Annotated in this window: 19 protein-coding genes and 1 pseudogene; 8 read left to right on the top strand and 12 right to left on the bottom strand. The window is 68.6% G+C overall.

The features are described from left to right. Positions 1–95 precede the first annotated feature (95 nt). The 4 genes from ABD355_RS20025 to ngcE form a co-directional block, all read right to left on the bottom strand. Entirely contained in the window at positions 96–1295 is a 1200-nt protein-coding gene (locus ABD355_RS20025; RefSeq protein WP_344401839.1) for an ROK family transcriptional regulator, read from the bottom strand. Positions 1296–1500: 205 nt separating this feature from the next. After that, the gene (locus ABD355_RS20020) at positions 1501–2424 is read right to left on the bottom strand and encodes a carbohydrate ABC transporter permease (protein ID WP_344401838.1); all 924 of its coding nucleotides are present in this window, start codon (positions 2422–2424) and stop codon (positions 1501–1503) included. Between the two features lie 6 nt (positions 2425–2430). Beyond that, positions 2431–3357, bottom strand: coding sequence for a carbohydrate ABC transporter permease (locus ABD355_RS20015; protein WP_344401837.1), 927 nt, complete (start codon positions 3355–3357; stop codon positions 2431–2433). A 58-nt stretch (positions 3358–3415) separates the two neighbouring features. After that, positions 3416–4870 carry an N-acetylglucosamine/diacetylchitobiose ABC transporter substrate-binding protein gene (ngcE, locus tag ABD355_RS20010; protein WP_344401836.1) on the bottom strand — a complete coding sequence of 485 codons (1455 nt, stop codon included), beginning with the start codon at positions 4868–4870 and terminating at the stop codon, positions 3416–3418. Between the two features lie 527 nt (positions 4871–5397). Between ngcE and ABD355_RS20005 the strand changes: the two genes are divergently transcribed. Beyond that, a complete protein-coding gene (locus ABD355_RS20005) occupies positions 5398–9201 on the top strand; it encodes a GH92 family glycosyl hydrolase (protein WP_425585774.1) in 3804 nt (1267 codons plus the stop codon). 212 nt (positions 9202–9413) lie between these two features. Here ABD355_RS20005 and ABD355_RS20000 read toward each other — a convergent pair whose 3' ends face one another. Then, on the bottom strand, positions 9414–10487 hold the full coding sequence (locus tag ABD355_RS20000; RefSeq protein WP_344401835.1) for a lytic polysaccharide monooxygenase auxiliary activity family 9 protein: 1074 nt from the start codon (positions 10485–10487) through the stop codon (positions 9414–9416). A gap of 585 nt (positions 10488–11072) precedes the next feature. Between ABD355_RS20000 and ABD355_RS19995 the strand changes: the two genes are divergently transcribed. Both ABD355_RS19995 and ABD355_RS19990 read left to right on the top strand, forming a co-directional pair. Continuing rightward, positions 11073–11936, top strand: coding sequence for a helix-turn-helix domain-containing protein (locus ABD355_RS19995; RefSeq protein WP_344401834.1), 864 nt, complete (start codon positions 11073–11075; stop codon positions 11934–11936). 45 nt (positions 11937–11981) lie between these two features. Next, a complete protein-coding gene (locus ABD355_RS19990) occupies positions 11982–12419 on the top strand; it encodes a hypothetical protein (protein WP_344401833.1) in 438 nt (145 codons plus the stop codon). Between the two features lie 265 nt (positions 12420–12684). Here the strand turns inward: ABD355_RS19990 and ABD355_RS19985 are convergent, their stop codons facing one another. From ABD355_RS19985 to acnA, 4 genes are all read right to left on the bottom strand, one after another. Beyond that, positions 12685–12846 (bottom strand): DUF397 domain-containing protein, encoded by a 162-nt coding sequence (locus ABD355_RS19985; RefSeq protein ID WP_344401832.1) that lies wholly within the window; start codon positions 12844–12846, stop codon positions 12685–12687. Between the two features lie 345 nt (positions 12847–13191). Next, complete coding sequence (locus ABD355_RS19980; RefSeq protein ID WP_344401831.1) at positions 13192–14679, bottom strand: sensor histidine kinase; 1488 nt, start codon at positions 14677–14679, stop codon at positions 13192–13194. Then, positions 14676–14999 carry a hypothetical protein gene (locus ABD355_RS19975; protein WP_344401830.1) on the bottom strand — a complete coding sequence of 108 codons (324 nt, stop codon included), beginning with the start codon at positions 14997–14999 and terminating at the stop codon, positions 14676–14678. Before ABD355_RS19975 ends, ABD355_RS19980 begins: the two co-directional genes overlap by 4 nt. 145 nt (positions 15000–15144) lie before the next feature. Further along, positions 15145–17862, bottom strand: a complete 2718-nt coding sequence (acnA, locus tag ABD355_RS19970) for an aconitate hydratase AcnA (RefSeq protein ID WP_344401829.1) — start codon at positions 17860–17862, stop codon at positions 15145–15147. Positions 17863–18312: 450 nt separating this feature from the next. Between acnA and ABD355_RS19965 the strand changes: the two genes are divergently transcribed. Next, positions 18313–19842 (top strand): helix-turn-helix domain-containing protein, encoded by a 1530-nt coding sequence (locus ABD355_RS19965; RefSeq protein ID WP_344401828.1) that lies wholly within the window; start codon positions 18313–18315, stop codon positions 19840–19842. Positions 19843–20117: 275 nt separating this feature from the next. Here the strand turns inward: ABD355_RS19965 and ABD355_RS19960 are convergent, their stop codons facing one another. After that, positions 20118–20810: a M24 family metallopeptidase gene (locus ABD355_RS19960; RefSeq protein ID WP_344401827.1), complete on the bottom strand. Its 693-nt coding sequence runs from the start codon at positions 20808–20810 to the stop codon at positions 20118–20120. Positions 20811–20878: 68 nt separating this feature from the next. Further along, a pseudogene (locus ABD355_RS19955) lies at positions 20879–21362 on the bottom strand (molybdopterin-dependent oxidoreductase). A 266-nt stretch (positions 21363–21628) separates the two neighbouring features. On the opposite strand from ABD355_RS19955, the gene modA reads away from it, so the two are divergent. Genes modA through ABD355_RS19940 form a run of 3 tightly spaced genes read left to right on the top strand, consistent with a single transcriptional unit; the run spans position 21629 to position 24386 of the window. Continuing rightward, the gene (gene modA / locus ABD355_RS19950) at positions 21629–22453 is read left to right on the top strand and encodes a molybdate ABC transporter substrate-binding protein (RefSeq protein ID WP_344401826.1); all 825 of its coding nucleotides are present in this window, start codon (positions 21629–21631) and stop codon (positions 22451–22453) included. Then, positions 22450–23304, top strand: a complete 855-nt coding sequence (modB, locus tag ABD355_RS19945) for a molybdate ABC transporter permease subunit (protein ID WP_425585773.1) — start codon at positions 22450–22452, stop codon at positions 23302–23304. Before modA ends, modB begins: the two co-directional genes overlap by 4 nt. After that, entirely contained in the window at positions 23301–24386 is a 1086-nt protein-coding gene (locus ABD355_RS19940) for an ABC transporter ATP-binding protein (RefSeq protein WP_344401825.1), read from the top strand. The genes modB and ABD355_RS19940 overlap by 4 nt, the downstream gene beginning before the upstream one ends. An 80-nt stretch (positions 24387–24466) precedes the next feature. Here the strand turns inward: ABD355_RS19940 and ABD355_RS19935 are convergent, their stop codons facing one another. Then, complete coding sequence (locus tag ABD355_RS19935) at positions 24467–24928, bottom strand: DUF6299 family protein (protein WP_344401824.1); 462 nt, start codon at positions 24926–24928, stop codon at positions 24467–24469. A 225-nt stretch (positions 24929–25153) separates the two neighbouring features. On the opposite strand from ABD355_RS19935, the gene ABD355_RS19930 reads away from it, so the two are divergent. After that, positions 25154–25348, top strand: a complete 195-nt coding sequence (locus ABD355_RS19930; protein ID WP_344401823.1) for a DUF5999 family protein — start codon at positions 25154–25156, stop codon at positions 25346–25348. Positions 25349–25357: the final 9 nt, after the last annotated feature.

Raw genomic sequence — 25357 nt, 5'->3', positions numbered from 1 at the left:
AACGCTGCGGCCGAGGTGGCTGGAAGTCAACTCGGCCACACGTGCGACGTCAAGAAGTAAATACTTAACGAGATGGCAACGGCGTCATGCGTTCTCTAAGTGAAGGCAGGTGTCGCAGTCGACAAGGTGCCGTCCAAAAGGGTCGAATCGCCCATCTCGCTGAGTGCGAGAGCGAGCGCTCCGAGCACCTCCGCACGGCCCCCAAGTGCCCCCGGGAGAACGGACAGTTGGCGCGCCGCACTGGGGATGGCATAGCGGCCGACTGACTCCCTGATGGGCCCGAGCACCAGCTCACCGGCCTCGGCGAGATCACCGCCCAGGACCACCCGGCTCGGGTTCAGCAGATTGCAGAGATTGGCGACTCCAGAACCGATGTGACGGCCGACGTCGGCGATCACCCGACGGCAGCCCGGGTCTCCGTCCCTGGCCAGCCGCACGACGCCTTCCATCGTCAGGTCGGTGCCGTGGCTCGACTGGAGCAACGGAAGCACATAGCGCGCTGCCGCAAAGGTTTCCAGGCATCCCCGGTTACCGCAGCGGCAGACAGGGCCGGATTCATCGAGTGTAATATGTCCGATTTCTCCCGCAGTACCGCCTGGACCCCGGTAGATCTTCCCGTTGATCACCAGACCCGCGCCGACACCGCTCGCGACCTTGATGTACGCCAGGTCCCTGACCCCCCGGCCACTGCCCCAGACCAGCTCGCCGAGGGCGCCGAGATTGGCGTCGTTGTCCACGTGCACGGGGACGCCGAGCCGCCCTCGCAGCTCCTCTGCGGGCTTGGTGCCGATCCAGCCGGGCAGGATCGCGGACGAGCCGAGGGTGCCGGACTCGACGTCGATCGGACCGGGCACACCGAGGCCCACGCCCGCGACTTTGGACCGGTCGACACCCGTTGCTGCAATCAGGCGATTGACCAGCTCTTCCGCCCGGTCGAAGCCCTGCGCGGAGGAGGCGTCCACGTCCAGCGGCTCGGACTCCTCGGCCAGCACCTGGTGGGCGAGATTCCCGACCGCGACGCGCAAATGCGTGTGCCCGAAGTCCACGCCGATGACGATCCCGGCGTCACCGCTGAGGGAGACGCTGCGGGCTCTTCGGCCGCCCGCCGATGTGGGCGTGACCTCGACCGTTCCGCCATCCTTGAGCTCGCGGACGATGTTGGAGACCGTTGCCGCGGACAGCCCTGTGGTCCTCGCGATCTCCGCCTGCGTGAGTGACCCGGCCAGCCGGACGGCCCGTACGACCCGCTCCAGGTTGGCTCGGTGCAGTGACGACTGCGACCCCGGAGTCTCCACGACGACCTCCTGCGCGCGGGACCGCTTCGATGAGGCCCCGTCTATGTCCAACTAGTGAACTCTAAGCTGAGCCGTTCGGGTCGCCTCCCGTCAAGAGGTTGAACTGTTTCCGGGCCGTCGAACACACCCGGACGGATGCGCACAGACGCATGCGCGCCGTTCCCCCGAGTCCCGGGGAACGGCGCGCACGCCGGGCGTGGGAGCGCTACTTCAGCGCGCCCGCCGTCAGCCCCTGCACCACCTGCCGCTGGAAGACGATGTACGCCGCCAGCACCGGCAGCATCGCCATCACCAGGCCGGCGAAGAGCCCTGACCAGTCGCCCTTGTACCCCTGGCTGGCCGCCAGCTGCACCAGGCCCTGGGTGAGCACGCGCTTGTCCGGGTCGGTGTTGAGCACCGTCGGCAGCATGTACTGGTTCCACTGCCCGAGGAAGTTGAAGATCCCCACGCTGATCAGACCGGGCTTGGCCATCGGCAGCATGATCTGGAAGAAGGTCCGGCTGTGCGAGGCCCCGTCGACGAAGGCCGCCTCGGCGACCGAGGTCGGCAGGGTGCGGAAGAACGCCGTCAGGAAGAAGACCGTGAACGGCAGCGAGTAGGCGATGTAGACCAGGATCAGGCCGTGGATGGTGTTCAGCAGGCCCATGTTGTTCACGACGTAGAACAACGGGACCAGCGCCAGCATGATCGGGAAGCTCATGCCTCCGATGAAGAGGTAGTAGATGAAGCGGTTGCCCGGGAAGTCGAAGCGGGCGAGCACATACGCCGCCATCGAGCCGAGGACCAGCGTGCCGATGAGCGAACCGCCCACCACCAGGATGGTGTTGAGGAAGTAGTCGCTCATGTTGGCGTCGGTCCAGGCCCGCGCCCAGTTGTCGAAGTGCAGCTTGTCCGGCAGCGCCCAGGGCGAGCTGAAGATGGAGCTGTCGTCCTTGAAGGACGTCATCACCGCCCACAGCAGCGGCATGACGACCATGAACGCCCACAGGACGAGCATCCCGTGGGAGAAGACGTTGAGGACGTTGCCCTCTTTCTTCTCCTTGCCGGGCACCTCGGACGGGACGTCGAGCTTGGAGACGGAGGCACCGGACTCGGCCGGTACGGAGGCGGGGGTATCGGTCGTCTTCATCTCTGATCAGTACTCCAGCCGCTCGCGCCGGCCCAGCCGCATCACGATCGCCGCGAAGGCCAGCGTGACGATGAGCAGGGCGACGCCGATGGTGGTCGCGTAGGCGGCCTGTCCGTCACGGAACGCCTTCTGGTACACGTACAGGACCATGACGGTGGTCGAGTAGTCGGGACCGCCGGGCCCGGTCGTCATGATCTGTACGACCGCGAACGACTCGGCTCCCAGCGCGAGGATGCCCATGTAGACCCAGCCGGACTGCACGGTGTCCCACAGCAGGGGCAGGGTGATCCGGAAGAACGTGCTGACGCGGCTCGCCCCGTCCAGCAGCGCGGCCTCGTACAGGTCCGCCGGAATGGAGGCCATACCGGCGGAGAAGAGGACCACGAAGAAGCCGACCGAGGACCAGACCAGCACCGCCATCACACACCACAGGGCCAGGCTCGGATCACCCAGCCACAGCGGCTGAACGCTGTCGAGCCCGATTCCCCGCAGCAGGGAGTTGATCGCGCCGCTGTCCGGGTTGTACGCGAAGGCGAACAGCAGGGCGACGATCGCGATCGAGAGCACCTGCGGGAAGAAATAGACGATTTTGTAGAAGGACGAACCGCGGACACCGGAAATCACCGGGCCGCCCCGCCTTCTCCGCCCGCCGACATTGATCATGAAGGCGAAGAACAACGCCAGACTGATCGTCACCACCGGCAGCACCAACGCGAACAGCAGGCTGTGCTGCAACGACTTCCAGAAGATCTCGTCGTCGAGCATCCTTTTGTAGTTGTCGAAGCCGACCATCTTGAATTCGGGGCTCAGGCCGGTCCAGTCCGTGAACGAGTAGTAGATGGACTGGATGAACGGCCAGACGACGAAAAGCGCATAGAGCCCCAGGGGCAGCGCCAGAAACCCCACGATGAACCGGTACTTGCCGTGCTGCATTACTACCTACCCCGATCTCTGGGCGGGTGCTGCCTGTGCTGCTGGTGGTGACGGGCCCTCACTGGTGCTTGTAGTGCTTGATCGACGTGTCCTTGGCGGCCGCGTCGGCGAAGCCCTGGATCTTCTTGATGGCTTCGGCCGGGGTGATACGGCCGGCCATCATCTCGCCGAGGCCCGCCACACCGATCTGCTCCTTCTGCAACTGGACGTACCAGTCCTGCAGCCGCGGATTGAGCACATTGTTCCCGGCCAGCTTCAGCGCCGCGACACCGGACTTCAGACCCGGGGTCAGGGAGATCCCGGTGGTGCCGCCGTTGAACGCGGTCAGCGACTTGACCTTGGTGGTGAAGTTCTTCGAGGAGGCCTCGCTGAGCATGATGCGCAGCTGCTCCATGCCGCCCTCGGGGTTCGCCGCCTTGGCCGGGACGATGAAGGGCTCACCGCCGGAGGCCCAGATGGTGCCGAAGGGCATCTTGTCGGAGCTGTCGATGCCGGTGGGCGCGGAGACCGCCAGATTGAAATCGGCGGGGATGACGTTCGCCGACTCGTTCTCCACCCAGGAGCCGTTCGGGATGAACAGCGCCTTGCCCTTGGCCCAGGCGGTCTGCGACTGGATGTGGTCGAGGCCGGGGGTGCCCTGGAGGATGTAGCCCTTCTTGTAGAGCTCGTAGTAGGCGTCGAAACACGCCTTGACGGCCGGGTGCTTCCAGGCGTTCGGCTCGAGGTTGTCGATGGCGTCGAGGACCTCACGGCCGCCGACCTTGCCGATCATCGGGTAGAGCGAGAAGGGGATGTAGTACGGGTATTTGCCCGCGTACGTCCAGCCCGCCATGCCCTTCTTCTTGGCCTTCTCGCACACGGCGAGCATCTCGTCCCAGGTCTTCGGGTACTGCGCGTCGAGCGAGTCCAGCGCCTTCTGCGAGTACCAGACGCCGTACACCGTGTAGGCGTAGTACATGATCCAGACGGGGTTGCCGTCGAACTGGCCCATCTCCACGATGCCGGGGCGCAGCGTGTCGCGGACCTTCTTGTTCGGGTCGTCGTAGGAGGGGGCGTCGAGGAGCGGGGTGAGGTCGGCGAGCTGGTTCTTGCCGACCAGGACGCCCATGTCCATCTGCTCGGCGCCGGAGTTGTCGATGAGGTCCGGCGGGGTGCCCTGGTTGAAACGGGGCTGGAGAGTGGACTGGATCTTCTGGGTGGCGGAGAACTTCACCTTCGCCTTGGGGAAGTTCTGCTCGTAGATCTTCACGGCGTCCTGGGCGTACTCCTTGCCGAAACCGCCGTCGAACAGGACGAACTCCATGCCCGCGGTGTCGTTCACACCCAGCGGGTTCTTGGCGGTCTTCTTGCCCGCCTTGGCCTTGCTCCCGTTGCCCCCGCCGCCACTGCTGGCGCAGGCCGACAGGAAACTCATCGTGGGTACGGAGATCAGTCCGAGCGCAGCGGACCGCTTGATCAGATCGCGGCGGCCGACACCCGCGTTGCCGGTGTTCTCGGCGGAAGTGGATCCCATGCTCAAGTCCTCGCCTTCTCCAGGACTCAGGCGGTGAACCGGATCCTCCCGGCACCGCGGTCAGGTCAGCAGGGTCGTGCAGGAAGTGCGGATGGTGAAGAACGGATCGGGTGAATCGCCGACAGGTATAGTCCACTTCCCGCCAACGGAGCAAGATCGAATGCAAGGTTGGCCAATGGTCTTATCCGAGTTGAGACCTCCAGGAAATATGAGGCGCCTGTGGCCGCCTTGCCGGAAAAATCCGCGACATACACCCCGAATGCCACAGTCAACACCCTTGACATCACTGAGCACTTGACCCACTACTGGTCTCTGCGCGTGCCAGTTGACAACGTTGTCCAGAGCGCATGCGAGTGAGCCGAAGGGGTGCACCGGTGTCGAGGGAGATGGGGGCCCCTCCCGCGCGAGCGAAGTTCGAGCGTGGGGGAGCGCGGAGGCCCGAAGGGGTGAGCACGGTCGTGCCCTCGACACCGGCATGGAGCGCCCCGCAGGTGAACGAGCCAAAAAGACAGGGAGGGTGCTGGCGTATGCGGCACAGAGCTCGGCACAGGTGGGGTCCGGCGGTCGTGATCACGACCGCCTTTGTCATGGCGGTGGGCTCGCAGGGGGCGGCGGTCGCCCTGCCCGACGCGCCGCCCAAGGCCGACCGGGAGTTCGCCTCCTCCTTCGAGGCGGGCGATCCGGCCCCGGACTGGCTCAACACCGTCGACACCGCGGCGGACGGCAGCAAGCGGGCCTCCGGTGTCGACGGCGGCTACAGCACCGGCATCCCGGGCAATGTCACCGACCATGTCACGGACGTGCGCGCCAGCGCCGAGAACACGGACGGCGGCGAGGTGAAGGAGAACCTCGTCGACGGCGAGTCCGGCACCAAGTGGCTGACCTTCGCGCCCACCGGCTGGGTCGAGTTCGACCTGGACAAGCCGATCAAGCTGGTGACATACGCGCTGACCTCGGCCAACGACGTCGCCGAGCGCGATCCGAGGGACTGGACCCTGCAGGGCTCCACGGACGGCAAGGACTGGAAGACCGTCGACACCCGCTCCGGCGAGTCCTTCTCCGAGCGCTTCCAGACCAGGTCGTTCGACCTCGCCGCGCCGGCCGAGTACCAGCACTTCCGGCTCGACATCACGAAGAACAACGGCGCGGACATCCTGCAGCTGGCCGATGTGCAGTTCTCCACGGGCGGCAGCGGCGGCCCGGTCCCGCAGGACATGCTCTCGCTGGTCGACCGCGGCCCGAGCGGCTCGCCCACCGCGAAGGCGGGCGCCGGGTTCACCGGAAAGAGAGCCCTGCGTTACGCCGGACGGCACACCGCCGCCGGGCGGGCGTACTCGTACAACAAGGTCTTCGACGTGAACGTGGCCGTCGGCCGGAACACCCGGCTGTCGTACCGGATCTTCCCGTCGATGGCGGACGGGGACCGCGACTACGACGCCACGAACGTGTCGGTGGACCTCGCCTTCACGGACGGCACCTATCTGAGCGACCTCGGCGCGAGGGACCAGCACGGGTTCACGCTGTCGCCGCAGGGCCAGGGCGCCTCGAAGGCCCTCTACGTCAACCAGTGGAACAACGTGGCCTCGCAGATCGGGTCGGTCGCGGCCGGAAAGACGGTCGACCGGATCCTGGTGGCCTACGACTCCCCCAGCGGCCCGGCGAAGTTCCGCGGCTGGCTGGACGACATCGCGATCAGGCCGGTCGCGCCGGAGCCGCCGAAGGCCCATCTGTCCGACTACGCGCTCACCACCCGCGGCACGAACTCCAGCGGCGGCTTCTCGCGCGGCAACGACCTCCCCGCGACCGCCCTGCCGCACGGCTTCAACTTCTGGACGCCGGTGACCAACGCGTCCTCGCTGAGCTGGCTGTACGACTATGCACGTGCGAACAACGACGACAACCTGCCGACGATCCAGGCGTTCAGTGCCAGTCACGAGCCGAGCCCGTGGATGGGCGACCGGCAGACCTTCCAGGTGATGCCGTCGGTCGCCGCCGGCACTCCGGACACCGGTCGTCAGGCCCGTGAACTGGCCTTCCGGCACGAGAACGAGACCGCACGGCCGTACTACTACGGGGTGCGGTTCGAGAACGGGCTGAAGGCCGAGATGGCCCCGACCGACCATGCGGCGGCGCTCCGGTTCACCTACCCCGGCGACGACGCGAGCGTGGTCTTCGACAATGTGACGGAGCAGGCGGGGCTCACCCTCGACAAGGACGACGGGATCGTCACCGGCTACTCGGACGTGAAGTCCGGGCTGTCGACGGGCGCGACCCGGCTGTTCGTGTACGGCGTGTTCGACAAGAAGGTGACGGACGGCTCGTCGAGCGGGGTCAAGGGCTATCTGCGCTTCGACGCCGGCGAGGACCACACGGTCACCCTCCGCCTCGCCACCTCGCTCATCAGCATCGACCAGGCCAAGGACAACCTCCGTCAGGAGATCCCGGACAGCACGTCCTTCGACGCGGTGAAGAACCGCGCCCAGCGGATCTGGGACCGCCTGCTCGGCAAGGTCGAGGTCGAGGGCGCGACGCCGGACCAGCTGACCACGCTGTACTCGTCCATGTACCGGCTGTACCTGTACCCCGACTCCGGCTTCGAGAAAGTCGGTTCGGCATACCAGTACGCCTCGCCGTTCTCGCCGATGCCCAGCCAGGACACACCGACCCACACCGGCGCGAAGATCGTGGACGGCAAGGTGTACGTCAACAACGGCTTCTGGGACACCTACCGGACGACCTGGCCGGCGTACTCGCTGCTGACCCCCGGTCAGGCGGGCGAGATGGTGGACGGGTTCGTGCAGCAGTACAAGGACGGCGGCTGGACCTCGCGCTGGTCCTCCCCCGGGTACGCGGACCTGATGACCGGCACCTCCTCGGACGTGGCGTTCGCGGACGCGTACATCAAGGGCGTGAAGTTCGACGCGAAGGCGGCGTACGAAGCGGCCGTGAAGAACGCGACGGTGGTCCCGCCGATGTCGGGCGTGGGCCGCAAGGGCATGACGACCTCGCCCTTCCTCGGCTACACCACGACCTCCACCAACGAGGGCTTCTCATGGGCGATGGACGGCTACAACAACGACTACGGCATCGCCCGGATGGGCCAGGCTCTCTACCAGAAGACGGGTGAGAAGCGGTATAAGGAGGAGTCCGAGTACTTCCTCAACCGCGCTCAGGACTACGTCAACCTCTATGACAAGTCGGCCGACTTCTTTCAGGGCCGGAACGACCGGGGCGACTGGCGGCTCGACGCCTCCACGTACGACCCACGGGTGTGGGGCTACGACTACACCGAGAGCAACGGCTGGGGTTACGCCTTCACCGTCCCGCAGGACACCCGGGGCCTGGCGAACCTGTACGGCGGCAAGGGCGCGCTGGCCAAGAAGCTGGACCGGTTCTTCTCGACCCCGGAGACGGCCGACCCGCAGTTCGCCGGCTCCTACGGCGGAGTCATCCACGAGATGACCGAGGCCCGGGACACCCGGATGGGCATGCTCGGGCAGTCCAACCAGCCCGCCCACCACATCCCCTATCTGTACGACGCGGCCGGACAGCCGTGGAAGACGCAGGAGAAGGTGCGCGAGATCCTCTCGCGGCTCTACACCGGCAGCGAGATCGGCCAGGGCTACCACGGCGACGAGGACAACGGCGAGCAGTCGGGCTGGTACCTCTTCTCGGCCCTCGGCTTCTACCCGCTCGTCATGGGCAGCGGCGAGTACACCATCGGCTCCCCGCTGTTCACCAAGGCCACCGTGCATCTGGAGAACGGCCATGACCTGGTGATCAAGGCACCCGCGAACAGCCGCAGGAACATCTACGTCCAGGGCGTGCGCTTCAACGGGCAGGCGTGGAACTCGACTTCGCTCCCCCACTCGCTGCTCGCCAAGGGCGGGGTCCTGGAGTTCGACATGAGCGCGAAGCCGTCCTCGTGGGGCACGGGCAGGAACGCGGCGCCCGTGTCGATCACCCAGGACGACAAGGTGCCGGCACCGCGCGCGGACGTGCTGAAGGGCGACGGGCCGCTGTTCGACAACACCTCGGCCACGGATGCGACGGTGACCTCCGTCGACCTCCCGGTCTCCGGGCCGGTCAAGGGCCTTCAGTACACGCTGACTTCGTCCGCAGACCACACGAAGGCACCGACCGGCTGGACGCTTCAGGGGTCGGACGACGACGGCACCACCTGGCAGACCCTCGACAAGCGGTCCGGCGAGTCCTTCACCTGGGACCGGCAGACACGCGCGTTCACTGTGACGTCTCCCGGGACGTACGGGAAGTACCGGTTGGTCCTGGACGGCGAGGCAGTGATGTCGGAGGTCGAACTGCTCGCCTGAGCAGCGGCGTCGGGACCCTGTCGCCTCAACTGGTTTGACACTGTTGCCGGTTGAGGCGATAGGGTTCTTGTGCAGACCATGCGACAACGTTGTCCTCGCATTTCCGGTCTCACCGCAAGCCGACACCACCCGGGCAGGTACTCCCCCGGCCTGCACCGGCTCGCGGACCCGGTGGCCGACCCATCGCCACCGGGTCCGCCCCGAGCGGCCCTTCAGCCGACGCGGCAGGGCAGGCTCGTCGCCGTATCACCGCCGTCGCCCGTGACGACGTATCCGAAGGTCGTGCTCTTCCCCGGATCCAGCGAACCGTTCCAGTCGGCGTTGTGGACCATCACGTCCTGGCCGTTGTAGGTGGCGTTGCCGTTCCACAGACTGTCGACCTTCTGGCCGCCCGGCAGCGTCCAGTCGACCATCCAGCCCAGCATCGGGACGTCTCCGGTGTTGGTGACGGTCACCTCGGACTGGTAGCCGCCGCTCCAGCTGTTGGTGGTCCTGCGGACGGCCTCGCACTTGCCCGGTACCGGGTCGGTGGGGTTGCCGGGGTCGTGGATGCCCGTGACCTCGCCGTGGCCGCCGTCGAAGACGACGTCGGAGCAGGAGTAGAAGGTCTCCGTGCTGTCCGAGCGCTGCCAGACCATGTAGATGATGTGGCGGCCCGACTTGCCGGCGGGCAGCTGCCCCGTCCAGGAGTAGTGGGCCTCGACCGTGCCCGGGGTGCCGTTCAGGGGCGGGTGGTCCACGGTGAGGAAGGGTTTGTCCTCCATGTCGTCCCAGGTGAGGGGCTTGGTCGGGTCGAAGCCGTCCTTGGTGATGTAGACGTGGAACCAGCCCGGGTGCGCCGCCCAGGCGTTGTACGAGAAGTCGACGGTCGCGCCCGAGGTGAGATGGGTCAGCGGCCAGTCGCTGCGCGGGAGGTTGAACCCGGTGAAGTTGGGGTTGCCGCCGCTGCAGAGCTGCCCGTCCGGGACGAAGCCGCGGGTGCGGCCCGCGCCGTCGGAGCGCAGCACGGAGAACCAGTTGTAGAACGGCGTGGTACCGCTGACCTGTTGGGCCGCCTTGCAGGCCGGGTTGACCGGTTTGATCTCACCGGTGCTGGTCAGGCCGTCCTGCCAGCACAGGAAGGTACGGCTGCCGGGCTTCATGGGGGTGCCGTGGGCTTGCGCCTTGCCGCCTGCCGTGATGACGAGGGCGAAGGCGGGGAGGGTGGCGAGGAGCGAGACGAGGACGAAGAAGAGAGCCCTGGTGGTTAATCGGCGCGCCGGTCGGCGCGTTCTTGTCAGGATCATGACATCTGAGTCCTTCAGGTACGGCCGGATGGATGCGGATGTGCGGGTACGAGCGAGGCGGGACGCGCGGCCCGGGGGGCGGCGGGTTCCGGTCCGTCGTCCTGTATGGGAGCGCTCCCACCTCGCCCTGGTGGAAAGTAGCGCCGCTTGGCTCACTTGTAAACGACTGACGCAGTGGTCGTCCCGGGCCGCAGGGGTACGACACGCGCCGAGTCCGACTGGTTCTGGAAGAACTCGAAGGACACAGGTCACTCCTTTCACGCGCCCCGGCGCTTTTTCGTGCGCCGCTATGGATTTCGCGCTCCGCCCGCGCTCCCTGCTTCCACAACTCGGAACTCCGTCAGGCAACTTCGGAGAAAGTACGGCCGGCCCTGCGTTGTTCCAGCGATGGGAAGGGTGCCAGGAGCGCTGATCACAGTGGTTTTCGTGGGGTCGTCCACACCTCATGACCACCTGGCGCGATCATGCCAAGTTCTATCAGCTCTATTCTCTTTGACCGAGGCATAATGATGGGATCGAAGAGCTAGGAACTTTTTGTGCATGGCCGCCCGGGTTCAGGGTACGTGCACCGTCTAAGGAGCGGCGATGACACCCCCCGTGGACCCCAGCCTCAACCGGCGAAAGCTACGCCTTGCCCTGCGCCAGGCGCGTGAGCGCGCCCGAATGACCCAGCGCGAAGCCGCCGAGCGGGTGGAGTGGTCGCAGTCGAAACTCATTCGGGTGGAGACCGGCACGGTCAGTGTGTCCGTCAGCGATCTGCGGGCCCTCATGGCCTTGTACGGCATCACCGACTCGGCCACCAGGCACGAACTCGAGGATGCGGCCCGGGGCAGCAAGGGGCCCAGTTGGTGGTCCAAGTACCACGACGTCGCCACGCCCCAGTTCGCCCAGTACCTGGGATATGAGAGTGCCGCAACGTCTCTGCACACCTATCACCCCATCGTCGTCCCCGGGCACCTCCAGACGCGCGGTTACGCGGAGGCGCTCCTCGCCCCCCGCGGTCTGAGTCCCGAACGGGCGCGCCGGGTCGTGGACTTGAGGGTGGAGCGGCAGGAGAGGATGTTCGACGCCTCCGCCGCCGGCCCCGCCACCACCTTCGTCCTGGACGAGGCCGCGCTACGGCGCCAGATCGGAGGTGAGGAAGTGCTTGCCGGGCAGCTCCAGCAGCTGCTCGACTTCAGCGAACGCGACAACGTCACGATCCGGGTACTGCCTTTCAAGGCCGGGGCGCATTACAGCACCCTCGGCAGCTTCGTCCTGTTGGGCTTCTCCGACGACGACGACCTGCTGTATCTGGAGCACGCCGCAGGCAGCATGACCGGTGGCGAAGACCTGGAACTGCTGGCCCGTTACCAGGAGTGCTTTCAAACGATCACGGATCTGGCACTCGGCGCCACCGAGTCTCTCGACCTGATCGATCACATCAAGCAAGACCTCGCTGGCCGCTAGTTCTGCGGCACCGACGGCTGGTGGTGAGCCAGGGGGAGGACCGACGTGGTCTTCAGGTCGATATGGCAGGGCCTGCAACAGCCGTGGGCCCGCAGCGAAGCGCCCGGTACCGAAACGACCGGGCTGTCCGACGTGGAACTGAAAGCGCAGGCCATCCAGGACGAGAAGCAGTCGCAGAACCTCATAGCCATAGAGAAGGCCCGGGGCTCGATGAAGCTGAGGTTGGTGCTCGCCATCGGCGGCCTGGGGCTGATCGCCTTGATCGTGCTGGTCGTGGCGTTGGTGGTCACCGTACGGGCGGCCGCTCACCTCAAGCTTCCCTGGCATCCGATAGCCACCGTCGTCTGCACGCTGCTGGGCTCGTCAGGTGTCAGCGGCCTGGTGGGCTGGCAGGTGAGGAAGAGGATCCTGACGCGCCCTCAGGCCGCCGCTCGGTCGGAGAACCCTCAGGCAGGCGATCCGGACCAGGTGGGGACGACATAGTGCTGATCCCCGCCCGCCACACTCCCGTGCCGACGGCCACGGACAGCGCCACGACCACCCACAGGATCCGTTTGGCGAGCACGTTGTCGACGAGGAGTGACGCGAGGGCAGCGGCCACAGTCGCCGCCGCGCCGGCGCTGAGCGCGTAAGTGACGGCCCCGCCCACCACCGCGGACCGTTTCCGCGTCTTCCCCGAATGCTGCACCGCTGATGCCCCGGCACCCATAGAGGCCCCCTACCTACTGCCGATGGCTGGTCAATGACGTCACGGGCCCTCTAACTCCCCCTGCATCACCGCACGGACGAAATCCGTCCAAGCAACGGCGGCGAAGCACAGATGTGAGCGTCCGGGCCTTTTGGAGTCACGTGCGAGCACCCGGTCCTCCCCCACGGCGACCTCCACGCACTCGCTCTCATTGCCACACATGCTGCTCCTGCGCCACAAGGGTTGCCCCTTATGCACCACCTCAGCCCTCCTGCCCCCCGATGCGCCTGGGCAGTGCCCGTTCATGTTAGTGGACGGTTGTGCACCACCGCAGGCAAGTACCCCCAAACGTCAGGCCAGGAACCACACGCGGCAGCCGAACGACTACACACGGCTACTGATACTCAGCGTAGAGGAGCCGCATCTGCGCAGCCATACCCGATCCGGTCCATATGCCGTACGCCATTGCGAGCGACACAGCCCACGCCGAGCAGCCCACTACGTTCGCATTCCCAACCTGCGTCCGCCGCAACCGCCTTGTCCTCCATTTGGCTCAAGTCGCCTTGCTCACTGGCGGGTTGAGGCCAGCAGAACGCCCGCGTCCGCCTCGAAGGCGGTCGGCAGCTCGACGGTGAACTCCGTGCGCCCGGGGCGGCTGTCCACATAGATCCGTCCGCCGTGCGCTTGGACGATCGCCTCCGCGACGGCCAGCCCCAGGCCCGACCCGCCCACCGTCCCCGGCGCGCGTGAGCGGGACGTGTCGGCGCGGGTGAAGCGCTCGAAGACCTTGGGGAGCAGGTCCGGGCAGATGCCGGGGCCGTTGTCCCGCACCCGGACGACGCACCGCTGTGGCGTCGCCTCCACCTCCGCGACCACCGTGGTGCCCGCGGGTGTGTGCACACGGGCGTTGGCCAGCAGGTTGGCCAACGCCTGCTGGAGGCGGGCCGCGTCGCCGGTGACCAGGGGCGGGGTCTCGGTGAGGGAGAGGGCGAGTTGCCAGTCGTGGCCGCTGCCTGCCGCCCGCGCGTCCCACAGGGCCTCGGCGACCACGGCCGCGAGGTCGACCTCGGCGGACTGGAGCGGTCGGCCCTCGTCCAGGCGTGCGAGCAGCAGCAGGTCCTCGACCAGGCCTGTCATACGGGCCGACTCCGCCGAGACGCGGCGCCAGGCGAGTACCGGCTCGATGGGGTCCGTGCCGCGGTTCATCAGTTCCGCGTAGCCCGCGATGGACGCGAGGGGGGTGCGCAGTTCGTGGCTCGCGTCCGCGAGGAAGCGGCGCATCCGTTCCTCGCTGCGCCGGCGTTCGGCGAGGGAGGACTCGACGTGGTCGATCATCCGGTTGAGGGCGGCGCCGACCTGGCCGACCTCGCCGGCGGGGTCGGCGTCCCGGGCGGGGACACGGGTGAGGCCGCTGACCTCGCCGTGGCCGAGCGGGGAGCGGGAGACCTCGACCGCGGTGGCGGCGACCCGGCCGAGGGGGCGCAGCTGACGTCGTATGACCACGGCGCAGACGATGCCCGCGACGGCCAGGCCGGTGGCCGCGACGACGGCCTCCGTCTCGACCAGTCCGTCGATCATGTGCTGTACGTCGTCCATGGGGAGTCCGGCGAGGACGCGGATCCCGTCCGAGTCGAGCCCGGCGACCCGGTAGGTGCCGAGGCCGGGGACGGTGACGGTGTGCTTGGAGCCGTTGGGTGCGATGCCCTTCAGGGCGGTGCGCTGGGGGGAGGTCAGGTTCTGCGGCGGGGCGTCCTGGCCGACGACCGCCGCCGCGAGGACCCTGCCGTGGTCGTCGAGGCGGGCGGCGATCATGCCGACGGGCTGACCGTTCTCGGTGAGGAAGGAGAGGTCCGCCTCGTCGTCCCGGTGGAGAGCGGCCCCGCCCAGGCTGCGCTCGGCCGCGTTGCCGACGCGGCCGTCCAACTCGCCCATGAGGGAGATCCGTTGGACCACGGCGGTGGTGAACGTCATCGCCGCGCACACGACGACGAGGGTGGCGCCCACGAAGAGCAGCAGTCGGGCGCGCAGCGAGCGGGCGACCGGGCGGGCGGTCATCTGCCGTACTCCGTCGGCGTGATGGTGTGCACGGCCCCGCGCACGGTGTGGATCATCGGCAGGTCGAGCTCCCCGGCCGTGAGGCGGATCGGCCGGACTGCGCGGTGCACCTGGCGGGGCTCCCGGGGCAGCGCGAGGTCGCCGAGGAGGCGTACGGAGTCGTCGGCAGGGGTGGGCTTGGCGGTGAGCATCAGAGCGGGCAGCACCACGGCGTGCGGGGCGCAGCCGCGGGTGGTCCGCAGCGCTGCGGTGAGCGTGGGCTTGTCGTCGACGACGAGGACCCGGGCCCGGCCGGTTCGGGACGCGGAGGTGCCTGACATGTCTCGATACTGTCCCGGTCCGCTGAGGGAACCCTGTGTTCCACCTGGGAGTGGGTGATGACCTGGGTCTTCCCGGCCGGGACACGGCGAGGGCCGCACCCCCGGCGTACCGGGGATGCGGCCCTCGACTGCCCTGCTGCGCCGCTTACTTGCGGATCAGGCTGCGCAGCACGTACTGCATGATGCCGCCGTTGCGGTAGTAGTCGGCCTCACCGGGGGTGTCGATGCGGACGACCGCGTCGAACTCGACGCCCGTGTCGGTGGTGACCTTGACGGTGCGCGGCGTGGTGCCGTTGTTGAGCTCCTCGACGCCCGCGAAGGAGAAGGTCTCCTCGCCGGTCAGACCGAGGGACTCGGCGTTCGCGCCCTCCGGGAACTGCAGCGGCAGGACGCCCATGCCGATGAGGTTCGAGCGGTGGATGCGCTCGTACGACTCGGCGATGACGGCCTTGACGCCGAGCAGCGCGGTGCCCTTGGCGGCCCAGTCGCGGGACGAGCCGGAGCCGTACTCCTTGCCCGCGAGGACGACGAGCGGGATGCCCTGCTCGATGTAGTTGCGGGAGGCGTCGTAGATGAAGGAGACCGGGCCGCCGTCCTGCGTGAAGTCGCGCGTGTAGCCGCCCTCGGTGCCCGGCGCGATCTGGTTGCGCAGGCGGATGTTGGCGAACGTACCGCGGATCATGACCTCGTGGTTGCCGCGGCGGGAGCCGTAGCTGTTGAAGTCGCGGCGCTCGACGCCGTGCTCCGTGAGGTACTTGCCGGCCGGGGTGTCGGCCTTGATCGCACCGGCCGGGGAGATGTGGTCCGTGGTGACCGAGTCGCCCAGCTTGGCCAGGACGCGGGCGCCGGAGATGTCGGAGACCGGCGACGGCTCCAGCTCCATGCCCTCGAAGTACGGGGGCTTGCGGACGTACGTGGACTCCGGGTCCCACTCGAAGGTGTTGCCGGTCGGGATGGGCAGCGCCTGCCACTGGGCGTCGCCCGCGAAGACGTCCTGGTAGGACTTGTTGAACATGTCCTCGCCGATGGCGTTGGCCACGACGTCGTTGACCTCGGCCTCGGAGGGCCAGATGTCCTTCAGGAAGACCGGGTTGCCGTCCTGGTCGGTGCCGAGCGCGTCACGGGTGATGTCCACCTTCATGGAGCCCGCGATGGCGTACGCGACGACCAGCGGCGGGGAGGCCAGGTAGTTCATCTTGACGTCGGGGTTGATACGGCCCTCGAAGTTCCGGTTGCCGGAGAGGATCGAGGTGACCGCGAGGTCGTGGTCGTTGACGGCCTTGGAGACCTCCTCCGGCAGCGGGCCGGAGTTGCCGATGCAGGTGGTGCAGCCGTAGCCGACGAGGTTGAAGCCGACCTTGTCGAGGTACGGGGTCAGGCCCGCCTTGTCGAAGTAGTCGGTGACGACCTTGGAGCCCGGGGCGAGGGTGGTCTTGACCCACGGCTTGCGGGTCAGGCCCTTCTCCACGGCCTTCTTCGCGACGAGCGCGGCGGCGACCATGACGTACGGGTTCGAGGTGTTGGTGCAGGAGGTGATGGCCGCGACCGTCACCGCGCCGTGGTCGATCTCGTACGTCGAGCCGTCGGGGGCGGTCACGGTGACCGGGTTGGACGGGGCGCCGTTCGGGGCGACGGCCGGGGCATCGGAGGCCGGGAAGGACTCCTGGCCCGCCTCGTCGACGACGTCGACGTAGTTGCGTACGTCCGTCTTGAACTGCTCGGCGGCGTTCGCGAGGACGATGCGGTCCTGCGGGCGCTTCGGGCCGGCGATGGAGGGGACGACCGTGGAGAGGTCGAGCTCCAGCTTCTCGGAGAAGTCGGGCTCGGCCTTCGGGTCCAGCCAGAGGCCCTGCTCCTTGGCGTACGCCTCGACGAGCGCGACCTGCTGGTCGGAGCGGCCGGTCAGGCGCAGGTAGTTCAGGGTCTCGTCGTCGATCGGGAAGATCGCGGCGGTGGAGCCGAACTCCGGCGACATGTTGCCGATGGTGGCGCGGTTGGCGAGGCTCGTGGCCGCCACACCCTCGCCGTAGAACTCGACGAACTTGCCGACCACACCGTGCTTGCGCAGCATCTCGGTGATGGTGAGCACCAGGTCGGTGGCGGTGGTGCCGGGCTGCAGCTCACCGGTGAGCTTGAAGCCGACGACGCGCGGGATCAGCATGGAGACCGGCTGGCCGAGCATGGCGGCCTCGGCCTCGATGCCGCCGACGCCCCAGCCCAGCACACCGAGGCCGTTGACCATCGTGGTGTGCGAGTCGGTGCCGACGAGGGTGTCGGGGTACGCCTGGCCGCCCCGGACCATGACCGTACGGGCCAGGTGCTCGATGTTCACCTGGTGGACGATGCCGGTGCCGGGCGGGACGACCTTGAACTCGTCGAAGGCGGTCTGGCCCCAGCGCAGGAACTGGTAGCGCTCCTTGTTGCGGCCGTACTCCAGCTCGACGTTCTGCTTGAAGGCGTCGTTGGTGCCGAACTTGTCGGCGATGACGGAGTGGTCGATGACCAGCTCGGCCGGGGCCAGCGGGTTGATCTTCGCCGGGTCGCCGCCGAGCTCCTTGACGGCCTCACGCATGGTGGCGAGGTCGACGACACAGGGCACGCCGGTGAAGTCCTGCATGATCACGCGGGCGGGCGTGAACTGGATCTCCTGGCTGGGCTGCGCCTGGGAGTCCCAGCCGCCGAGGGCGCGGATGTGGTCGGCGGTGATGTTCGCGCCGTCCTCCGTGCGGAGCAGGTTCTCCAGCAGGACCTTGAGGCTGTAGGGCAGGCGAGCCGAGCCCTCCACCTTGTCCAGCCGGAAGATCTCGTACGACTCGTCGCCCACCTGCAGCGTGCTGCGGGCGTCGAAGCTGTTCGCCGACACGACAGTCTCCTTCATTGATGTGCGCGTACTCACCACGATCCTGCCGCCACGGCATCTGGGCCGATCCGCTAAGGTAAGGCTAAGTTAGGTAACCCTTACCCGGGGCGTGGCGGCTGCGGTGCTCCTCGGCAGATATCTCGATGTCGAGATAACTCTAGTACATGGGGCCGGGGTGGTCATGCCCGACCTCCTCACAGCCACGCCCCGACGACTCCGCCCGCCACGCTCACGCGACCGGGCCCGCCAGCCGATTATCCGGCGAAAAGGGACATTTAGCGCGGGCGCCCATCAGTGCGTGGAGCTTGGGTACTCGACCCGCCACGGGGAAGTCCGTCCGACCTGAAGGGAGGCGCTCGGCCACCGCCCTCCCATGGGGCGACGTTGACGGTCCGTCACTCGAATGGACCCCCTTCACGTGCCTCATCTCATATCTGAGATACCCTCAACCTCATGGCAGACGACTACCTCGTACGCATCGGCAAGCTCATCCGTGACGCCCGGCAACATCGCGGCTGGACACAGGCCCAGCTCGCGGAGGCGCTCGGCACGAGCCAGAGTGCCGTCAACCGCATCGAGCGCGGTAACCAGAACATCAGCCTTGAGATGATCGCTCGAATCGGTGAAGCCCTGGAGAGCGAAATCGTCTCGTTGGGCTATGCGGGGCCGATGCATCTGCGGGTGGTCGGCGGCCGTCGGCTGTCCGGCGCCATCGACGTCAAGACGAGCAAGAACGCCTGTGTGGCGCTGCTGTGCGCCTCCCTGCTGAACAAGGGCCGCACGGTGCTGCGCCGGGTGGCGCGGATCGAGGAGGTCTACCGGCTCCTCGAGGTGCTGAACTCCATCGGCGTGCGCACGCGCTGGATCAACGACGGTGTGGACCTGGAGATCGTGCCGCCCGCCGAGCTGGACATGGCGGCGATCGACGCCGACGCCGCCGTACGGACGCGGTCCATCATCATGTTCTTCGGTCCGCTGCTGCACCGTATGGACCACTTCAAGCTGCCGTACGCGGGCGGTTGCGACCTGGGCACGCGCACCATCGAGCCGCACATGATCGCGCTGCGCCGGTTCGGCCTCGACATCACCGCCACCGAAGGGCAGTACCACGCGCTGGTGGACCGGACGGCGCGGCCCGACCGGCCGATCGTGCTGACCGAGCGCGGGGACACCGTCACGGAGAACGCGCTGCTGGCCGCCGCCCGCCACGACGGCGTCAGCGTCATCCGCAACGCGTCCTCCAACTACATGGTCCAGGACCTGTGCTTCTTCCTGGAGGCGCTCGGCGTCAGGGTCGAGGGGATCGGCACGACGACCCTCACCGTGCACGGCGTGCCGCAGATCGACGTCGACGTCGACTACTCCCCCTCCGAGGACCCGGTCGAGGCGATGAGCCTGCTGGCCGCGGCGGTGGTGACGGAATCCGAGCTGACGGTGCGTCGCGTGCCCATCGAGTTCCTGGAGATCGAGCTGGCGGTCCTGGAGGAGATGGGGCTCGACCACGACCGCACGCCCGAGTACTTCGCGGACAACGGGCGTACCCGGCTGGTGGACCTCACCGTGCGGCCCTCGAAGCTGGAGGCGCCGATCGACAAGATCCACCCGATGCCGTTCCCCGGTCTGAACATCGACAACGTCCCGTTCTTCGCGGCCATCGCCGCCGTGGCGCAGGGCAAGACGCTGATCCACGACTGGGTCTACGACAACCGCGCGATCTACCTGACGGACCTCAACCGCCTCGGCGGCCGCCTCCAACTCCTCGACCCGCACCGGGTGCTGGTCGAGGGCCCGACCCGCTGGCGCGCCGCAGAGATGATGTGCCCGCCCGCCCTGCGGCCCGCCGTGGTCGTCCTGCTGGCGATGATGGCGGCCGACGGCACGTCCGTGCTGCGGAACGTGTATGTCATCAACCGGGGTTACGAGGATCTGGCGGAGCGGCTGAACTCGGTCGGGGCGCAGATCGAGATCTTCCGGGACATCTGAGCCACCGAGGCCGCCGCGCCCTCCTTGACCTGCACGGGTACGGGAGGGTGCGGCTGTGTCTCCGGGACGTGAGCCGACCGCCTCGGCGGCAGACCGGGCGAGCCAGCCGTGCAGGAGGACGCGAGGGGATCGCGGGCTGCGCGACCGCCTCCGGCGGCGCGTTTTCGCCGACCCCTCGTCGCGGGCAGGGCCGCTTCAACCCGGTCGCCCCGGCGTTCGCCTGCGCCCTGCGCGACGCGGGCATGGCGGAAGGAAGCGCGACCGGGCCTTCGTGATCAGAGGGTGAGCAGCTCCTCGTGGAAGCCGCCGAACTGCCCTTCCCGGTCGATGAGGTGGATCTCCAGGATCCAGTGGCAGGTGCGCCCGGCCTTGTCGCTGCGGCGCAGTGGGGTGTCGTTGGCGGGGGTGATGTACGACTCCGCGTCCGCTCCGTCGATCCGTTCGTGGGGGAACTCCCCGACCAGGTGCCCGGCGTGCCAGCCGCCCAGCTCCCACCCGGCGCCGGTCGCCAGCCGCTCCACCTCGGCGTGGAGCCGCTTACCGGTGATGTCGGGATCGGCCTCGAAGAAGCTGCGGCCCGCGGCGAAGATCTTCGGCAGATCGTCGCGGAGCCGCTGTTTGACCGGGTCGTCGCCGAGGACGAAGGTCCGGCCGAAGTCGGCCTCGTACTCCTCGAAGATCGGCCCGAAGTCGGCGAACACGATGTCGTCCGCGCCGATCACCCGGTCCGGCGGATTCTCCCTGTAGGGCATCAGCGTGTTGGGGCCGGAGCGCACGATCCGCTTGTGCCAGTGCCGTGTCGTGCCGAACAGCTCGTTCGCCAGGTCCCGGATCCGGTCGCTGACCGCCCGCTCCCTCTGCCCGGGCGCGACCAGCCCGCGCTCCTCGACCTCCGAGAAGAGCCGCACGGCCTTGGCCTGGGCGTCCAGCAGGCGCGCCGCACGCGTGGGTTCGTCATCGTCCGCCATGGGCCGAACGTAGTGACCGGGATCGTTCACGGCAACGATCGCCGAAGGGCCTGCTCCTCCGGTCGCCGTCAGGTCCACGTGGTGTATCCGCCGTCCACGCGTATGGCGTCGATGCCGCTGATGCAGCGGGCGCCGCAGCGGTCCTGGGGCAGGACGAGCTGGGCGCCGGCGCGGTCGAGCGGGGTGTCGTCGAGGGTGACCGCGAGCAGGACGGGGGCGCGGCCGAAGTCGGGGTCCGATCTCGGCCCAGGAGAGCAGGGTGTGGTGGCCGTCGGTGCCGTGGACGGCGATGAGGAAGCGGAGGCGGTCCTTGCGGCGGACGGGGTCGAAGGCGGGCCCCGCGTCCATGAGGACGTCGTGCAGGAGCGGGCCCGCGCAGGTGTGCTGCCGACCGCCGCTGGTGGCGCACTCGAAGGCGACCTCGGCGCGGTGCTGGGGCCAGGCGAGCAGATCGGGCACCGTCAGCCGGGCCGGTCGGTCCAGGTCGCCGGTGAGGACGAGTTCCGCCGCGGGTCCGGCGGCCGCACGGGCAGCTGCGAGGGTCCGGCTCACGGGCTACCACCTCCCGCATGACGTACCCGGACCACCGACCGTACAAACGCACATGCCATGCCAGCGGATCACAGTTCCGGCTCATGCGATGCGACAGCAGACTTTCGCCTCGCATCTGCGGAAGTATCATCGGCGCAGGCCGTTCCGGGTGCCCGGGGTTCCGGCGGCTGCCGTGATCAAGTCGACCCACGTGGTCGTCGAGAGAGCGTGGAGAAGGTCGCAAGACCGTAGCCGAGTCCGTCAGGACCTCAAGGGAGTTACCCGTGATGACCCGTTCCGTGCGTCGGACCCGCCGGATGCTGCAGGTGACCGGTGTGAGCGCCGCCGCGCTGCTGGCCCTGAGCGCCTGTTCGTCCTCCGACTCGAACTCCGCCAAGTCCGGCACCTCGGCGCCGGCGTCCTCGTCGCCCAAGCTGTCGGGCACGGTGACGGTGTTCGCCGCCGCCTCGCTGAAGGAGAGCTTCACGACGCTGGGCAAGGAGTTCGAGAAGGCCCACCCGGGTACGAAGGTGACCTTCAGCTTCGGTGGCAGCGACACCCTCGCCGCGCAGATCACCGGCGGCGCCCCGGCCGACGTCTTCGCCGCGGCGAGCCCCAAGACGATGAAGATCGTGACGGCCAAGGGCGACGCGGTGGGCACGCCCGCCACCTTCGTCCGCAACCAGCTGGAGATCGCCACCCTGCCGGGCAACCCGGACAAGGTCGCCTCCCTCAAGGACCTCACCAAGTCCTCGCTCAAGGTCGTGCTCTGCGACAGGACGGTGCCGTGCGGCGCCGCCGCCCAGAAGGCCCTGACCGCGAGCAAGCTGAAGCTCACCCCGGTCTCCTACGAGCAGGACGTCAAGTCCGCCCTCAACAAGGTGGTGCTGAAGGAGGCCGACGCCGCGGTCGTCTACAAGACCGATGTGAAGGCGGCGGGCGCCAAGGTGCAGGGCGTCGAGTTCCCCGAGTCCGCCGACGCCGTCAACGACTACCCGATCACCCTGCTCAAGGACGCGCCCAACGCCGCGGCGGCCAAGGCGTTCATCGCCCTGGTGCAGTCCGCCGAGGGCCGGCAGGTCCTGACCGGGGCCGGGTTCCTCAAGCCGTGATCCCTCCCTCCCCGGACGAGGCCGGAGCCGCGGACACCCTGACCGGTGGCCCGCGGCGCCGCCGTGTTCTCCGGGGCAGTGCTCCGCTGCCGCTCCTCGTACCCGCGCTGATCGGCCTGGCGTTCCTGGTCCTGCCGCTCGTCGCCCTGCTCATCAGGGCCCCGTGGCGGAGCATGCCCGACCTGCTGACCAGCACCGAGGTGTGGCAGGCGCTCCAGCTGTCCCTGGTCTGCGCGACGGCGGCGACCGCGGTGAGCCTGGTGCTCGGGGTGCCGCTGGCCTGGCTGCTGGCCCGGGTCGAGTTCCCGGGACGTGGTGTCGTACGGGCCCTGGTCACCCTGCCGCTCGTACTGCCGCCGGTGGTGGGCGGCGTCGCGCTGCTGATGGCGCTCGGGCGCAACGGGGTGGTGGGGAAGTGGCTGGACTCCTGGTTCGGCGTCACCCTGCCCTTCACCACCGCCGGAGTCGTGGTCGCCGAGGCCTTCGTGGCCATGCCGTTCCTCGTCATCAGCGTCGAGGGCACCCTGCGCGCCGCCGACCCTCGCTACGAGGAGGCGGCCACCACACTCGGCGCCTCCCGCTTCACCGCGTTCCGCCGGGTCACCCTGCCGCTCATCGCCCCCGGCGTCGCCGCGGGCGCCGTGCTCGCCTGGGCCCGTGCCCTGGGCGAGTTCGGTGCGACGATCACCTTCGCCGGGAACTTCCCGGGCCGCACCGAGACCATGCCCCTCGCCGTCTACCTCGCCCTCCAGAACGATCCGGAGGCGGCGATCGCCCTCAGCCTGGTTCTGCTGGCGGTGTCGGTCGCCGTGCTGGCGGGGCTGCGAGACCGCTGGATGACCCCCTCATGACCGACATCGACAAGGCCGCCGTGGGCGCTCCCACCCGCACCGGCGAAGGCCTCGACGCCCGGCTGCTGGTCGTGCGCGGCTCCTTCCGCCTCGACGTGATGCTGAGCGCGGCGCCCGGTGACGTGGTCGCCCTACTGGGCCCCAACGGCGCGGGAAAGACCACCGCCCTGCGCGCCCTGGCCGGGCTGGTGCCGCTCACCGGCGGCCATCTGCGCCTGGACGGCGAGCAGCTGGACGCTGTCCCGCCCGAGTCCCGCCCGGTCGGCGTCGTCTTCCAGGACTATCTGCTCTTCCCCCACCTCACCGCCCTGGACAACGTGGCCTTCGGGCCGCGCTGCCACGGCGCCACCAAGGCCGAGGCCCGCGCCGAGGCCGCCGTATGGCTGGAGCGGATGGGCCTGAGCGACCACGCCGGGGTCAGACCCCGCCGCCTCTCCGGCGGCCAGGCCCAGCGTGTCGCCCTCGCCCGCGCCCTGGCCACCCACCCCCGCCTGCTGCTCCTGGACGAACCCCTTGCCGCCCTCGACGCCCGCACCCGCCTCGACGTCCGGGCCCGGCTCCGCCACCACCTGGCCGACTTCGAGGCCGTCGCCGTCCTCGTCACGCACGACCCCCTGGACGCCATGGTCCTGGCCGACCACCTGGTCGTCATCGAGGACGGCCGCATCGTCCAGGAGGGCACCCCCGCGCACATCGCCCGCCACCCGCGCACCGACTACATCGCCCATCTGGTCGGCCTGAATCTCTACCGAGGAGAGGCCGAGGGCCACACGGTCCGCCTCGACGGCGGTCCCGGCATCACGACCGAGGAGGACCTCACCGGACCCGTCTTCGTGGCCTTCCCGCCCGGCGCCGTCACCCTCTACCGGGACCGCCCCACCGGCACCAGCGCCCGCAACCTCTGGCGTTGCGAGGTGGCCGGCCTGGAGACGCACGGCGACCAGATCCGTGCCGCCCTCACCGGCGAACTGCCCCTCGCCGCCGACCTCACCACGGTCGCCGCCGCGGAACTCGACCTGCACCCCGGCGCCACGGTCTGGGCGACGGTGAAGGCGGCGCAGACGCATGCGTATCCCGCCTGAGGCCCCCCGCACCACTCATTGGTGGAGTGTCGAGCGCGTGCGCGCCGCCGGGCCGGTCCGGCGGCGCGCACGGGCGGTGGTCAGCCCTCCTTGGTCAGGGTGACCTCGTGCCGCTCGTCGGCGTGGATGCGGGGCAGCGGCAGGATCCCCTCGAAGCGGAGTTCCGCGACCGTGGCCTCGACGCCGACCTTGCCCGGGCCGATGGCCGGGGACGGTCTGCTCGTGTTCTCCCAGCGGTGTGTCACCCCGTCGCACACGGCGACCGTGCCGCCGATGCCCTGGATCAGGGTCGAGGTGCCGTGGGTCGCGGAGGCCTTCGTGGTGCTCACGGAGGAGCTGACGAACGCCGCGCCCGTGCTGTCCGTGCAGCGGTAGGTGCCGGAGAGGGTGACGGTGCCGTCCGCGGAGATGTGGCCCGTCGGGTCGACGGTCACCGTCTCCTCCAGCTCCGCGGCCCTGTACGGGGCCGCGGTCACGGCGGGAGCGGCGAGCAGGAGCAGGGCGGCACCGGCGGCGAGAGCCAGGGCGGGTCGCTTGGACATCGGAAACCTCCTGTAGGTGGGGCTTCCACTGGTACCCGGCGGACACGCCCCCGGCCGTGACCGTCACCCACTCGGTGGCGAGTCCGCCCCGACGGTCGTGGAACCGTCCTGGTGTTGTCCGCGTGTTGTCACGCTTCACGCCGGGACGTTCCGATGCGTTCGAGACGGGAGCATGGTCTACCCATGGGGACCGGCGGACGGTCCCGACCGACGTGGAGGTGCGCCATGTGTTCCCACCAGACTTCGTGCCCTTCCTTCGACGAGCTCGCCGTGCACGTCGTCGCCGCCCACCCCGAACAGGGCTGGAGCCTCCTGTGCGACGGCGCAATCGTGTTCGACGACAGCGGCGAACTGACCCCCGACGGCAGGGCCGTCGCACCGCACCGGGCACCGGCGGAACGGCTCGCCGTCGCCGCCTGAGCAGCACGC

Origin of the sequence: Streptomyces longisporus (assembly GCF_039532765.1) — a bacterium.
Classification (GTDB): Bacteria; Actinomycetota; Actinomycetes; order Streptomycetales; family Streptomycetaceae; genus Streptomyces; species Streptomyces longisporus.
This window is presented reverse-complemented; position numbering and strand designations above follow the sequence as displayed.